Source organism: Streptomyces sp. NPDC024687 (genome assembly GCF_055559055.1).
In genome coordinates this window covers 1-12,266 of record NZ_JBVHLJ010000019.1, presented here as the reverse complement: position 1 = coordinate 12,266, position 12,266 = coordinate 1, and the positions used below count along the sequence as shown (strand labels likewise).

Annotated in this window: 13 protein-coding genes and 1 pseudogene; 6 read left to right on the top strand and 8 right to left on the bottom strand. The window is 68.9% G+C overall.

Going from position 1 to position 12,266, the window contains the following annotated elements:
- Nucleotides 1–37: 37 nt before the first annotated feature.
- Together ACZ39I_RS40570 and ACZ39I_RS40565 are read right to left on the bottom strand one after the other, a co-directional pair.
- On the bottom strand, nucleotides 38–967 hold the full coding sequence (locus tag ACZ39I_RS40570) for an anti-sigma factor RsbA family regulatory protein (RefSeq protein ID WP_467250620.1): 930 nt from the start codon (nucleotides 965–967) through the stop codon (nucleotides 38–40).
- Complete coding sequence (locus ACZ39I_RS40565; protein WP_467250618.1) at nucleotides 964–1,260, bottom strand: STAS domain-containing protein; 297 nt, start codon at nucleotides 1,258–1,260, stop codon at nucleotides 964–966. The genes ACZ39I_RS40570 and ACZ39I_RS40565 overlap by 4 nt, the downstream gene beginning before the upstream one ends.
- Nucleotides 1,261–1,680: 420 nt before the next feature.
- Between ACZ39I_RS40565 and ACZ39I_RS40560 the strand changes: the two genes are divergently transcribed.
- Both ACZ39I_RS40560 and ACZ39I_RS40555 read left to right on the top strand, forming a co-directional pair.
- Nucleotides 1,681–2,034 (top strand): VOC family protein, encoded by a 354-nt coding sequence (locus ACZ39I_RS40560; RefSeq protein ID WP_467250616.1) that lies wholly within the window; start codon nucleotides 1,681–1,683, stop codon nucleotides 2,032–2,034.
- Between the two features lie 250 nt (nucleotides 2,035–2,284).
- Nucleotides 2,285–2,488 (top strand): cold-shock protein, encoded by a 204-nt coding sequence (locus ACZ39I_RS40555; protein ID WP_007379522.1) that lies wholly within the window; start codon nucleotides 2,285–2,287, stop codon nucleotides 2,486–2,488.
- 483 nt (nucleotides 2,489–2,971) lie between these two features.
- Here ACZ39I_RS40555 and ACZ39I_RS40550 read toward each other — a convergent pair whose 3' ends face one another.
- Nucleotides 2,972–3,931: a LysR family transcriptional regulator gene (locus ACZ39I_RS40550; protein ID WP_467250615.1), complete on the bottom strand. Its 960-nt coding sequence runs from the start codon at nucleotides 3,929–3,931 to the stop codon at nucleotides 2,972–2,974.
- 124 nt (nucleotides 3,932–4,055) lie between these two features.
- Here ACZ39I_RS40550 and ACZ39I_RS40545 point away from each other — a divergent pair, with 124 nt between their 5' ends.
- Entirely contained in the window at nucleotides 4,056–5,066 is a 1,011-nt protein-coding gene (locus ACZ39I_RS40545) for an ArsR/SmtB family transcription factor (protein ID WP_467250613.1), read from the top strand.
- A 576-nt stretch (nucleotides 5,067–5,642) separates the two neighbouring features.
- Here the strand turns inward: ACZ39I_RS40545 and ACZ39I_RS40540 are convergent.
- On the bottom strand, nucleotides 5,643–5,798 hold the full coding sequence (locus tag ACZ39I_RS40540; RefSeq protein WP_467250611.1) for a DUF6131 family protein: 156 nt from the start codon (nucleotides 5,796–5,798) through the stop codon (nucleotides 5,643–5,645).
- 352 nt (nucleotides 5,799–6,150) lie between these two features.
- Between ACZ39I_RS40540 and ACZ39I_RS40535 the strand changes: the two genes are divergently transcribed.
- Complete coding sequence (locus ACZ39I_RS40535) at nucleotides 6,151–6,969, top strand: SAM-dependent methyltransferase (RefSeq protein ID WP_467250609.1); 819 nt, start codon at nucleotides 6,151–6,153, stop codon at nucleotides 6,967–6,969.
- A gap of 15 nt (nucleotides 6,970–6,984) precedes the next feature.
- The gene (locus tag ACZ39I_RS40530; RefSeq protein ID WP_467250607.1) at nucleotides 6,985–7,365 is read left to right on the top strand and encodes a VOC family protein; all 381 of its coding nucleotides are present in this window, start codon (nucleotides 6,985–6,987) and stop codon (nucleotides 7,363–7,365) included.
- 103 nt (nucleotides 7,366–7,468) lie between these two features.
- Here the strand turns inward: ACZ39I_RS40530 and ACZ39I_RS40525 are convergent, their stop codons facing one another.
- The 3 genes from ACZ39I_RS40525 to ACZ39I_RS40515 all read right to left on the bottom strand — a co-directional run bounded on the left by ACZ39I_RS40525 (nucleotide 7,469) and on the right by ACZ39I_RS40515 (nucleotide 10,276).
- Complete coding sequence (locus ACZ39I_RS40525; protein WP_467250605.1) at nucleotides 7,469–8,368, bottom strand: hypothetical protein; 900 nt, start codon at nucleotides 8,366–8,368, stop codon at nucleotides 7,469–7,471.
- Nucleotides 8,369–8,909: 541 nt separating this feature from the next.
- The gene (locus ACZ39I_RS40520; RefSeq protein ID WP_467250603.1) at nucleotides 8,910–9,362 is read right to left on the bottom strand and encodes a peptidoglycan-binding domain-containing protein; all 453 of its coding nucleotides are present in this window, start codon (nucleotides 9,360–9,362) and stop codon (nucleotides 8,910–8,912) included.
- Between the two features lie 221 nt (nucleotides 9,363–9,583).
- Nucleotides 9,584–10,276, bottom strand: a complete 693-nt coding sequence (locus ACZ39I_RS40515; protein WP_467250601.1) for a TetR/AcrR family transcriptional regulator — start codon at nucleotides 10,274–10,276, stop codon at nucleotides 9,584–9,586.
- Between the two features lie 53 nt (nucleotides 10,277–10,329).
- On the opposite strand from ACZ39I_RS40515, the gene ACZ39I_RS40510 reads away from it, so the two are divergent.
- Nucleotides 10,330–11,451: an FAD-dependent oxidoreductase gene (locus tag ACZ39I_RS40510; RefSeq protein WP_467250599.1), complete on the top strand. Its 1,122-nt coding sequence runs from the start codon at nucleotides 10,330–10,332 to the stop codon at nucleotides 11,449–11,451.
- Nucleotides 11,452–11,837: 386 nt separating this feature from the next.
- Here ACZ39I_RS40510 and ACZ39I_RS40505 read toward each other — a convergent pair.
- Nucleotides 11,838–12,266 (bottom strand): annotated as a pseudogene (locus ACZ39I_RS40505) (glycosyltransferase family 2 protein); the annotation flags it as partial.

Below are 12,266 nucleotides of genomic sequence, written 5' to 3'. Positions count from 1 at the left end.
GGCGACCGGCGGGGCGATGACCACCCGGCGGAACGGATCAGTGCTGACTGATGTAGCAGCGAACGGTCGTTCCGTCGGGGGTGGTGTGGATGCGTACGAGGTCGGCGAGGGTGTGCACGAGCAACAGACCCCGGCCGCCGAGCTTGTCCTGTGCGGGCGGGCGACGGCCGGCCAGCGGATCGTTCAGGTGCCCCTTGTCCCGTACCTCGCACACCACATGGCCGTCTTCGGCCCACACCCGCAGAGTGCCGGATCCCCCGCCGTGCACCACGCTGTTGGTGGTCAGCTCGGCCACGACCAGGGCAACGTCCTCCAGACGGACACCCGAAAGGTTCCACCGCGCGGCCTGTTCGACCGCGAACTGCCGGACTGTCGGCAGTTCGCCGGCCCGGAAGTCGAGTTCCTCGCCCGTCGCCGGCCGCTCCAGGGGCTGGTTGTAGCGTGCGACCACATGCTCGGGGGCGTAGGCGGTGCTGGGCCGCTCCCTGCCGCCGGAGATGATCACGGGATGGGTCGCGTGGGCGTCGGTGAGTGCCTGCTCGTCGAGGCGGTCGGCGTCGTAGGGGCACAGGATGGTGACGTCCCGCCCTTGGAATGCCGGGTTGATCAGTGCCTCGTGCTGAACGCAGGCCGGGTACTCCACCGTGCTGCGACCGGCCCAGATCGGCTCGCCGATGATCCGCACCCGCTGGTGGCGATGGGAGTCCGCGAAGGCGCGCAGCACCCGGGGGATGATCCGTCCCGGGTTGCGCCCCGCCTCGGTCATGTCGAGGAACTTCACCTGGGCGACGTCCTCACCCAGGGCCCTCTTGAGAAGTGCGAGGTTCGTCCCGGGCACGGCCACCGCCACCGGCTCCCCGGCCTTCAGACCGTCGCGGATGAAAGGCACCGTGCCGTGCAGGTACTCCTTCTCGCCCTGGTAGAACAAAGCGGGATGAACAAACGGTTCGGTGCTGGGCTCCATCATCGCCCCATCACCTCGACAGTGAGCAGGTCCGGCCAGAACAAGTCCAGTACGCGCTGCAGGGTGGCAGGCGGCTCTTCGAGCACGATGCGTCGCCCCCGTGGAAGGCCCTGGGCGGTCATCGCGAGGGCGGAGACGCCGGCCACATCGACGAAGGTAACGGCGGAAAGTTCCAAGTGGCACGTCTCTTCGTCGCTCCGGGCAAGGCGGTGCAGCGTCTGTTCCCAGGCCGGGCGCGTGAGCAGACTGACCTCGCCGGCCGCCTGCCAGCCCGGGCGGTCCGTCAGCGGCAGCACGCGCAGGGCTCCCGCCGGCTGGGCCGGCGAAGCCGACGGCGCGTCCGCCTCCCCTGAACTGTCCACGCCGTCACCCCTGTTTGCCCACGTCTTGCTTCCCAGTATCTCCCACCGGTGGAGTGTAAACGGCGACAGCAGGAGAGGCCGCGTCCGGTCAGGGGGTGAGGGGTGCGCGTACCTGGTTCCAGACAGATCCAGGGGGCGATGCCGAGGGTGCGGGCGAGGTCGCGGTTGGTCTGCCGCGCATCGCGCTGCAGGTGCCGGGCGACACTGCGAGAGGTCTTCCGCACGGCCCGGACCCACGGGACCACTCCGGTTGACGGGGCCAGGAAACTCGCCCAGCAGCGCGGTCGCCAAGGTAGGAAGCCCGAGCTGCCGGCCTTTCGCCCGACAATGACGACGAACAGGAGAGCTGCCGACATGACGAACCGCTGGGTCGGAGTGACCATCGACTGCCTCGACGTGGAACGGACCGCGGGCTTCTGGAGCGCACTGCTGGACCGCCCGCCAGTGCCGTCCCGCCCCGGCTGGGTCTACCTCGGCCGCCCGGGGGACCCGCAGCCCCGGCTCACCTTCCAGCCCGTGACCGAGCCGAAGCACGACAAGGTACGCCTGCACCTCGATGTCGCGGTCGACGATATCAACCAAGGCATCGCGCAGGTCATCGCCCTCGGGGGCCGGTTCACCGGGGAACGCCACGACTACGACGAAGGTGTGGTCGTCGTGATGGCCGATCCCGAAGAGCACGAATTGTGCCTGGTCCATTACTACTGACCCGCCAAAGTCAGGTTCAGCGATCATGGAGCAGCACCGGCTCGCTCAGCTGATGGCGAGTCCCGCGCCGTGTCGGTGGCGGCTGCCACTTCTCGGGTGTAGCGTCATGATTCAGCAGTCGTGGTTCCGAAGTCCTGTTCGCCCGTGATCGCCGTCACGGGCGTTCTTGCGTGTCAGCGCCTCTCCGGACCAGGGCGATCACCTCCGGGCGCGCAGGTCGCGGGCCCGGTTTCCCTCGAAGGAGACGGTTATGGCCAAGGGCACTGTCAAGTGGTTCAACAGCGAAAAGGGCTTCGGCTTCATCGAGCAGGAAGGCGGCGGCCCCGACGTCTTCGCCCACTACTCGAACATCGCCGCCCAGGGTTTCCGTGAGCTGCAGGAAGGCCAGAAGGTCGAGTTCGACGTGACCCAGGGCCAGAAGGGCCCGCAGGCGGAGAACATCCGTCCCGCCTGATTTAGCTGCTGCGGCAAGGCCCGGCGTCCCGGACTCCGGGATGTCGGCCTTGCCGCCCGCAGCGATCGTCAGCAGGCCGGGGGCTTGCCGACGTCGCACCGGACACGACCATCAGCTACGCCGTCACGCGATCGTGCATGCGCCCCGCGTCCTCGGCCGCCGTCGGTCCGGTTCCGAACAGAAGTCCGAGCCGATCGCCGCCCTCATCGGGCCGAGCGGGGCGAGGACTTGCTGGACCAGACCGTGACGAGCATCGGCAGGACCAGCCACCAGCGGCGCCCGGCACGCCGACGCCACTCGCGCGCAGCCATCCCCACCGCCGCAGGACGATCCAAGCGCCCACGAAGCAGTCCCCCTTGGCGAACCGCACCAGCACCACGGGCACGCGTTCGTCGCCCCGCGCTTGCAGAAACGCGGCGGCAGCTCGCCCGGTCGTGCCGTGATCCTCATGCCCTGCGCTGTCGCTCCGGTGGACCCGCCCCGTCAGTCGTCGGACGCGGAGTCGCGGACCGGGCTGTCGGTCTTCCGGAGGGTCTCGCGGGCCGCCTCGCGCAAGGCGGAGACGGACGGTTCGTCGCGGTTGTCGGGAAGCCAGGCGAGTTCGGACGTCGAGAGGCCCAGCTCCGGGCAGTCGACGTAGGTGATGCCGGCGCGCGGGTACAGACGCCGGGCCGCGGCGGGCAGGAAGGTGATGGCGCTGCCCTGGGTGACCGCAAGAACCATGGCCTCGGTGTCTCTGACGACAGGCCCGAAGCGGACCCTGGTGCCGTCGGGGCGGGGATTGACCGTCAGGTGGTTCCACCACGAGCGGGGCACTTCCGGAGGCATGTCGACGACCCTGCGATCGGCGAGGTCGCCGAGCGTGAGGATGTCCCGGTCGGCGAGCGGGTCGTCGTCGGACAGACAGACCACCCGTGTCTCGGACGCCAGGTGCAGGGACTGGATCCCGCCGGGCAGCGGACCGCGGAGGAAGGCGGCGTCGACCTCCCCGCTGAGCAGGGTGCTGAACATCTCGACGAAGGTCAGGTTGCGGACCTCGATCTCCAGGTCGGGGTGGTGACCGCGGAGGTGGGCGAGGGCGGCCTGCGCGTAGGGCATGGCGGCCTCGGCCCCGAGGCTGCCGATCCTCAGGAGCCCACGCGCCGTGCCGGCATGCCGGTCGGCCGCCTGTCGCAGTCGGGTCATGGCGGCCACCACGGTCCTGGCTTCCTCGGCGATGGACTGGCCGACCGCGGTGAGCCGCACGTTCCGGTTGCCGCGCTCGACGAGTACGACGCCGAGCCGCTGTTCCAGTGACCTGATCTGCTGGCTGAAGGCGGGCTGAGAGACGTAGACCCGCGCTGCCGCGCGCCCGAAGTGAAGCTCCTGGGACAGGATCAGAAAGAGTCGGAGTTGATGGAGGCTCGGCTCTCGCCTACGACTGGATCCGCCACCGGCACTCATAGCTGAAAGGTTATCGACAAGGCGGTCATCCTCTTCTCGCGCTCGTCTTTCCCCGCCGGGCCCACTCCATCAGGATCGATGGGCGACGGCGGTTGTGCCCGCAGCGCCCTTCTCGAGGAGTCACTTGCTTCGTATCCACTTCGGCTGGCGCGATCTAGAGAACATCCGGGTAGCTCAACAGCCCGATTCCCTGTGGGAGTTGATGTGCGCGGTCTGCCGTCTCCAGACGCGTCAGGGGGTCGTGGAGTTCGGGCACTGGCGCCGGGAGACAGGTCAGCGGCTGGCGCGCGACCGTCGGGCCTCTCATGCACTGGGCACCCTGCGCACCGTCATCCCGGCCTCCGGCTACATCCCCGACTTCCTGACGCCCCCGGTCACCGGCGAGTGCCTGGACGCGGGGCTCGAAAGGCTACGGGCAACGCCCCGCGACCGATTGACTGCGGAACTGAGCCGCTTCGCCGGCTCGCGACCGGTACCGAGCTGGATGCATGGCCCCCATGAACGACCCGGTTCCTCGCTCAAGCTGGTCTCCGAGGCGCTGCGGGCCTCGTTCCGGGCACTGCTGGAGCCCTACTGGCGGCATGTCCGTTCGGCCGTGGGTGACGACGTGTCGGTCCGCACCCGCGCGGTCGTGGACGGAGGCACCGCCGGCCTCCTTGAGGGCCTGCGCCCCTTCGCCCAGTGGAACCCGCCGTATCTGGACGTCGACTATCCCGTCGACCGGGAGCTGCGGCTGGAGGGGCGGGGGCTGATGCTCGTACCGTCGTACTTCTGCTGGGGCAGGCCCACGGCGCTTGCCGATCCCGGTCTCGATCCCGTCCTTGTCTACCCCGTCAGGAAGCAGCCGCTCGACCTCGCCCGTGCCGGCGAGGAACGGCTGGAGCGACTGCTCGGCCGGACCAGGAGTGCGGTTCTCGTCGACGTGGCAGGCCATTCCACACGGACGACCACCGAGGTGGCGCAGGCCCTCGAACTCGCACCGGCCAGCGCGAGTTACCAGATAGGTGTCCTGCGCGGGGCGGGACTCGTAGTCAGCAGGCGCGACGGCAAGCACGTCGAGCACACGGCGACTTCGCTGGCTCTCAACCTGCTCGCGGGCACGGGGACGACGTTTCGAAGGGGATCGAAAACATAGCGGCTCGTACGGGTGCGTGGCACTGTCTTCGCAACCGTTGAACTACGGGGGGATCCACATGGGGCGTGCCGTGAAGGCAGCGCTGATCGCACTGTTGGTGCTCGGCTGCTGCTCGGTCCTGGCTGCAGGGTCGACACCGACTCAGCGGGTGACGATCACGGCGCGCTAGCGGGTGGAAACAAGAGCAGTCTCAAGGGGGAACACATGAACCTGCGCAAGCGTGTGATCACCGTGGCGTTCCTGGCAGCGACCGCCCTGGGTGCCCTTGGTGCGCCCGCCATGGCGGTGCCGATGCCGTGGGAAACCAGCAAGGTCCCAGCGGTCCCAGCAATCTCAGCGGTCACGGCAGTCCCGGTCGCCACAGGCGGACACATCGGCACCGTCACCGTCCGGTGCGGGAATCCCTGCTATCAGTAGGCGCTGTCCGTACACAAAACCCCCTGATGCCCGGGCGGCCGGCCCGGGCATCAGGGGGTTTGCGCCTTGGTCGGCCCAGCCGCCGAGGCTGTTCAGCTGAGAAAGCCTTTCTCTTGACAGGCAGGCCTTGAGTCAGACGCCGTCCGAGGTCAGACCCGGTCACCAGTAGTGACGTCGGCCGGCGACCGCGTGCCCCATGGACCCCAGGACCCAGAAAATGGCACCCAGAACGGCCAGGATGATGCCGATGGTCCACAGGATCGATATGCCGGTGAGGAAACCGACGACAAGCAGGATGATGCCGAGGGCGATCATGACGTTCCTCCTGGTGTTGGCTGACGTGTTACCTCCCGAATGCCCCGAAGCGGCAACATCACCCACCCCCGGTAACCGAGAAGTCGGCAAGCGCCGTGCCGGCCGGACCGCCGTCGCACTACACCCTGTGATGGCGCACGCCGGCAGCCTGTCCGGCGCGGACCCGGGCCGCCGAGCGCTCTACCCGGCCACGTCAAGCCGCACGCGCCGCGGCACATCGCCCCGGATCACCGCGACCGCGCGCACGCCCCCCGTTCCCCCATGGCACGAAGACCTGGCCGCCCGCACGGGAGTCGGTCCAGGATCCGAAAACCGTGGTCAGCAGGGGCCGTTGCAGGGAAAAATGGCCGGCATGACGTACGAAGGCTCCTCCATCGACCCGTCCAGGCCCAGCATCGCCCGTGTCTACGACTACCTGCTGGGTGGCAAGGACAACTACGCCGTGGACCGAGAGATCGGCGACGTGTTCAAACGGGACCTGCCCGGCTCGGTGGCCATCGCCTTCGCCAACCGCGCGGCCCTGACCCGCGCGGTCGGGGAGATCGTGCGAACCACCGACATCCGGCAGTTCATCGACCTGGGCAGCGGCCTGCCCACCGCCGACAACGTCCACCAGGTCGCGCAGCGGCACGACCCCGACACCCGGGTCGTCTACGTCGACATCGACCCCCAGGTCCTGGTCCACGGCCGTGCGCTGCTGGAGAAGGACGACCGGACCCGGGTCGTCGCGGTGGACGTACGCGACCCCGAGGCCATCCGCACGCACCCCGACACCCGGGACATGATCGACTTCACCCGGCCCGTTGCTGTCATGTTCAGCGCCATCCTTCATCACGTCAACGACGACGAGGGCCCGGCGGGCATTGTGCGTTACTGGCGCGAGAGCGTGCCGTCGGGAAGTTATTTCTTCGTCAGCCACTTCCGTTCCGGCAACAACCCGGAGACGCAGGAGGCCGAGAAGGTCCTGCAGCAGACGTTCGGCCGCGGCCGGTGGCGCACCGATGCGGAGATCGCTTCTCTCCTCGACGGCCTGGAGATCCTCGACCCCGGTATCGTCCCGGCGCCCCTGTGGCGCCCGGACCAGACCGAGACCCCCTGGAACAACAGCGGAGAACGGCAACTCACCGTCTGGGAACACCTCATCGCCGCCGCCCTCGCCCGCAAACCCTGAGGGAAGGTCCTGTACGTGCACAGAAGTCGTGTATACGCGGTCATCATCGACACGCCCGAAGCCGAGGCCGCCCGGGCGGCAGAGTTCTGGTCGGCGGCTCTCGGCGTCGTCGCCAAGCCGTTTCCACCGGCGCCGCAGTTCACCACGCTCCATGAGGCTCTGCCGGGACTGATCACCTCCGTGCAGGCCGTCGACGACGCGCCTCGGATGCATCTGGACATCGAGACCGACGACGTCGAGGCGGAAACCGCGCGCCTGATCGGCCTGGGTGCGGAGCAGATCTCACAGTGGCTGGAGTGTCACGTGCTTCGCGTACCCGGTGGGCATCTGGTCTGCGTGGTGCCCGTGGACAGTGATCCCGAGGTCTTCGAGGCGCAGGCCACCGTCTGGCCGTAGCACACGGTCTGCGGCAGACGATCGGTGTTGCCTTCAGCCACACCGCCCGGGCCGGGCGGTGTGGCTGTGGCTGACTGACTGGCTGTGCGTTACGACGCGAGGGTCAGACCCGGGTGAGGCGGACCGCCACTGTCTCGCTGACCGTCAACGGCCGGTCGTAGTCCGGGTCCGTCGCCGTCGCACGGCCCTCGACCTCGACGTCCCCCTTCTGGAAGGGGACCGAGCCGGTGGGTACGGCCGTACCGGTCCAGGCGACCGGGGCGCCCGGGGTGCAGGACACCGACGTGGAGAAGGAACCACGGATGAGGTCCCGCTTCTTCACCTGCGTGACGTCGCCCGCCACGGTCACCTGTACCGGCTTGTTGCAGCTCACCGTGCCGTTGAAGGTGGCCTTGCCGTTGAGGGAGCTCGCGGTGCCGTTCAGGGCGATGTCGAGGTCGAGGCCGAGTTCGGCCGGCGGGGCCGGGTTCTCGATGTGGATCTCGCCGCGCGCGGCCGGGGTGCCTCCCTCGCAGTGCTGCACGAAGTCGGCGTCGAGCTTCTTCACATAGCCCTGGGGGCCGAACTCCACCGCGGAGATGGTGAAGGTGCCGGTGAGCTGGTTGCAGCCACGGCCGTTGCCGCTGAGCGACAGGCCCGGCTCGGTCGCGTCGTTGAACGGGTAGCGGGTGGCTCCCGTGTACGTCCCGGGTGTCAGGGTCTTGCCGGTCGGCGCCGCGAGGTCCAGGTACCACCAGTCGCCGTTCGCTCCGTCGACGGAGACGGAGACCACCCTGTTGTCGGTGTTGCCGGATACGTTCATGCGGTCCTGGGACGCCGTCGTGTAGGCGTAGGACTGGCCGCCGCTGATGTAGTCGCCCTCGTCGCCGCTGAAGCTGAAGGAGCCCTGGGCGACCGGCAGGGCGTGCGCGTCGGTGCCGGAGAGCAGGCCGGTGGTACCGGTGGCCATGGCCAGCGCCAGCCCGAGGGTGGCGGTGGCACGGGCCAGGACGCGTCTGGGCATGCTGAGATTCAAGGATGTTCCCCCTGTCTGGTCACGTGATTCCGGTTCGCCGACGTGATGTTTCGGCGCACGGATTCGCACACATGTCCGCATAATTTGGTCGGCGAGGTGAGTCTGCCAACCAGAGGGCTGTACGACAACTGCGTTTCAGGTGTGATGAGTTGATGTTTCAGCCAACCCCTGGTGTCGGCGTCGTGCGCTCGGATCCCGGTCTCCGGGCGCGATTCCCACGCCGTCGATTCGGCCCCACGGCTGCTCCGGCGCGGCGGTCATGGCGGGCTTGGCTGTGGCGAGGACGTCCGTTTCGGAGCCCGGCATGTAAGGCTGCGCCGGCTTCGCGGACGCCGGAACATCCGTCTCCGAACCCGGAGCGGGCGTCTCCGAGCAGGACGCGTAGGGCTTACCGTGCTTACCGGTGGAAGTGGACTTCGCCGGAGAGGCCGCGCCCCTGCATTGCGGCCGGCCCTGACCGGTCACGTTCCGGGCTGGTCGATCAGGGAATTCCCCGATGGACCAGCCCGAAGCGATATGCGGGATCGGCTCAGCAACCGGTGGCGTTGTAATTCCAGAACGCCGCCCTGGTCTGCGGTCCGGCGATTCCGTCGGGAGTTCCGGCGTTTTCTCCGACGTCGTTCAAGAACTTCTGCAGCGCCGTGATCGTGTTGGATCCGACGACCCCGTCGACAGTGCCGGCGTTGAAGCCCCAGGCGTTGAGCATCCTCTGTGCGGCCTTCCAGCTGTTGGTGCCCAGCTGGCCGTCCTCGGTACCGGCGTTGAAGCCCCAGGCGTTCAGGCAGTTCTGCCAGTTCTTGGCCCGGGCCGTGTTCAGACCGAGGTTGTTCACCGCGAGGATCGAGGCACGCGGGCTGCTGACCGCAGGCTTGGTGGCGTGCTGGGGAGCCGCCACACTCGCACTGGCACCCGCAAGTCCTCCGGCGGCCATGCCGACGACGGCGCTCGCGACAACAAGTGCCCTGGTCAGAGAAGTTCGCATGGGTTCCTCTTTCCGATCGACAATGAATGCGCCGGCGCGACAGCTCCTACCTGCTGCCTGCGCCGCCGCAAGCGTGCCAGGATCGGGCGCCCAAATCTCGTGAAAATGCGCTCCACTTTTTCGTATGACCAGCTTCAGGCCATATCGCAGTCACCTGCGCAGAAGACTCCGCCAGAAAGAGTCCAGTTGAATTCCGGCCAACGTCCACGTGAAACAAAGCGTTATACCGACGGCGTGGTGAGTTTGGTGGCCACGGCGTCGAGGACCCAGTCCAGGCCGGTTGCGAAGGATGTCTCGGCGTCCACGTCCGTGCCGTCGTACACAGCCTTGGCCAGCGCCGGGAAGCGGCCCGTGGCCAACATGCTCGCCACGCGCGGGCCGTGGGCGCGCTGCCAGTCACGCTTGGACAGGCCCGTGGCGCGCTCGGCCCGCAGGTTCGCGATCTCGCGCCTGATCGCGCCGATGAAGTAGGCGCTGACGGTTTCCACGGCGCGCATGACGGTGTCGACATCAGCGAGGCCGTCGAGGGCGGCCAGCGTGGCCTCGGTCACGGCGAGGCCGTTCGGGCCCAGGGCCGGGCGGCCGCCGAGCAGGTCGGCCAGCCATTCATGACGGAGAGCGGCCTGCCTGGTGCGATGGGCGAGGGCGCGCAGCGCCTCCCGCCAGTCACCGGGCTGCTCCCCGGGGAGAATCTCGGCCTGGACCTCGTCCACCATGAGGTCGAACAGCTCCTCCTTGGTGGAGATGTATCGGTACAGCCGCATCGGGCCGGCATCCAGACGGGCCGCAACCTTGCGCAACGACACGGCCTCCAGCCCTCCCTCGTCGGCCAGCGCAATGGCGGCGGCGACGATCCGCTCTCGGTCGAGCGGCACAGGGCGAGGCAGCGGCTCCGGCCGGTCCCACACAGTCATGCTCACACCGTACCGTTGCGATGCACCGTACAGAACCAATACAGTGTATCGACATGAGACATCGCATCGCAGTGGTCGGGTGCGGCCCTGCCGGCCTGACCTTCGCTCGCGTCCTGCACCGCCACGACCACCCCGTCACCGTCCTCGAGCGCGCCCCCTCCCCCGACGCCCGTCCCCCGGGCGGCACGTTGGACCTGCATGAGGGGCTGGGTCAGCTCGCGCTGGACAAGGCGGGGGTGCTGGCGGAGTTCCAGGCACTGTCTCGCCCCGAGGGGCAGGCCATGCGCATCCTGGACACCGACGGGACCGTCCTGCGCGACTGGCGGCCCCGCCCCGATGACCTGGCCAATCCCGAGATCGACCGCGGGCAACTGCGTGACCTGCTGCTCGGCCCTCTCGACGTCCGGTGGGGCCTGGGCGTGACGCAGGTGGTGCCGGGGACTCGGGATGGCGTACGGGTCCACTTGGCGGACGGACGACAGGAGACGTTCGACCTCGTGGTCGGCGCGGACGGTGCCTGGTCCCGGGTCCGCCCGGCGGTCTCGCCGGTGACGCCCCACTACACCGGCGTCACGTCGATCGAGACCTCCCTCGACGACGTCGACAACCGCCACCCTGACCTCGCCCGGCTGATCGGTGACGGTTCCCTGTCTGTGTACGGCGTGAACCGAAGCCTCACCGCGCAGCGCAACAGCGGCGGCCACGTCAAGGTGTATGCCAAGTTCCGCGCGCCGCTGGACTGGCACACGAACCTCGACCTGGACGACGTCGAGGCGGCGCGATCGAGCCTGCTGGCATTGTTCGACGGCTGGGCCGCCCCCGTCCTCGACCTCCTCCGCCACGGCACCGCGTTCGTCCACCGCCCCATCCACGTCCTGCCCGTGTCCCACACCTGGACCCACGTGCCCGGGGTGACGCTCCTGGGCGACGCCGCGCACCTGATGCCCCCCTTGGGGGCGGGCGCCAACCTCGCGATGCTCGAAGGAGCCGAACTCGCCGAATCCATCGCCGCCGCCGGATCCGGAGATCTGGACGAGGCCGTCCGCGCCTTCGAGGAACAGATGTGGGCTCGGGCCGGCAGGTGGGCGAAGATCACGGCTGCCGGTCTGGAACGCCTGGTGAGCCCGGACCCCGCCGAAGCCGTCGCCCTCTTCGACCAGGTCCAGCCGTCCTGACCGCCCGGCGCGAGAGCGGAGGCATGGCCCGCGCGGTACCACCCGCCCTTCTCTGTGCGAGCGTGAGCATCGCCTCGGTGACCTCACCGATCGCCGCGTCCGGAATCGCGGTGGCGGCCTCCTCAAGGACCAGCAGTTGTGCTCCGGGGACCTCGCGCGCCAGCGGGGTGTGCAGTCGAGCCTCGAGACCGAGATGTCAGCGCTGATCCGAGTCATGCCGGGGCAGACCCGATCCGCCGCCGAAACTCATCGCTCACGTCCCTGCGCAGTGCACAGCCACCTCGGCCGGGCACCAGACAATGCGAACGTCGCCTGGTGCCGGCACTGGTGAGGAGAGATCGGAGCGAGGGCCGGAATGCCTGCTCTCCTCCCCCCTTCGCCTCTTCTCAGGCGCCGCTCCAGGGATCCGCCCTGCGCGCCAGCTTCTTCGCCCGGCGCCGTACGTCCGGGGGCAGACGGTGGAGGACCGTGCGGGCTGCCCGGCGCAGGGGCGGGGCCGATGTGGTGCGCAGGTAGAGGCGGTGCGGGAGTGTGGCCTGGCCCGGTGGGCGGACGGAGAGGCGGAGTTGGCCGGCCGCCCCGGCCCAGGCCGGGATCACCAGGTGGGGCGGGTTTCCGACCCTGACCGAGCCGAAGCCGACACCCAGGCCCGCGCCGAGACCGAGGTCCGGAGCGGCACTGCGCGTGGCGTCGTCGCTGCGTGTCACTCTCGCCCTGCGTCCCACGCCGAGGAGTTGGGCGCTTGCCCACACCACGTGGGTGCCGGTTTCCATCGCCCGGCCGCCGGCCAGGGTGAGGGGGTCGATGGCTGTCTC

What these genes read in the sequence shown, in the direction of transcription:
- ACZ39I_RS40570 (WP_467250620.1), bottom strand. Translation starts at nt 967, where the DNA reads ATGATGGAGCCCAGCACCGAACCGTTTGTTCATCCCGCTTTGTTCTAC.
- ACZ39I_RS40560 (WP_467250616.1), top strand. Translation starts at nt 1,681, where the DNA reads ATGACGAACCGCTGGGTCGGAGTGACCATCGACTGCCTCGACGTGGAA.
- ACZ39I_RS40555 (WP_007379522.1), top strand. Translation starts at nt 2,285, where the DNA reads ATGGCCAAGGGCACTGTCAAGTGGTTCAACAGCGAAAAGGGCTTCGGC.
- ACZ39I_RS40550 (WP_467250615.1), bottom strand. Translation starts at nt 3,931, where the DNA reads ATGAGTGCCGGTGGCGGATCCAGTCGTAGGCGAGAGCCGAGCCTCCAT.
- ACZ39I_RS40540 (WP_467250611.1), bottom strand. Translation starts at nt 5,798, where the DNA reads ATGATCGCCCTCGGCATCATCCTGCTTGTCGTCGGTTTCCTCACCGGC.
- ACZ39I_RS40535 (WP_467250609.1), top strand. Translation starts at nt 6,151, where the DNA reads ATGACGTACGAAGGCTCCTCCATCGACCCGTCCAGGCCCAGCATCGCC.
- ACZ39I_RS40525 (WP_467250605.1), bottom strand. Translation starts at nt 8,368, where the DNA reads ATGCCCAGACGCGTCCTGGCCCGTGCCACCGCCACCCTCGGGCTGGCG.
- ACZ39I_RS40520 (WP_467250603.1), bottom strand. Translation starts at nt 9,362, where the DNA reads ATGCGAACTTCTCTGACCAGGGCACTTGTTGTCGCGAGCGCCGTCGTC.
- ACZ39I_RS40515 (WP_467250601.1), bottom strand. Translation starts at nt 10,276, where the DNA reads ATGACTGTGTGGGACCGGCCGGAGCCGCTGCCTCGCCCTGTGCCGCTC.
- ACZ39I_RS40510 (WP_467250599.1), top strand. Translation starts at nt 10,330, where the DNA reads ATGAGACATCGCATCGCAGTGGTCGGGTGCGGCCCTGCCGGCCTGACC.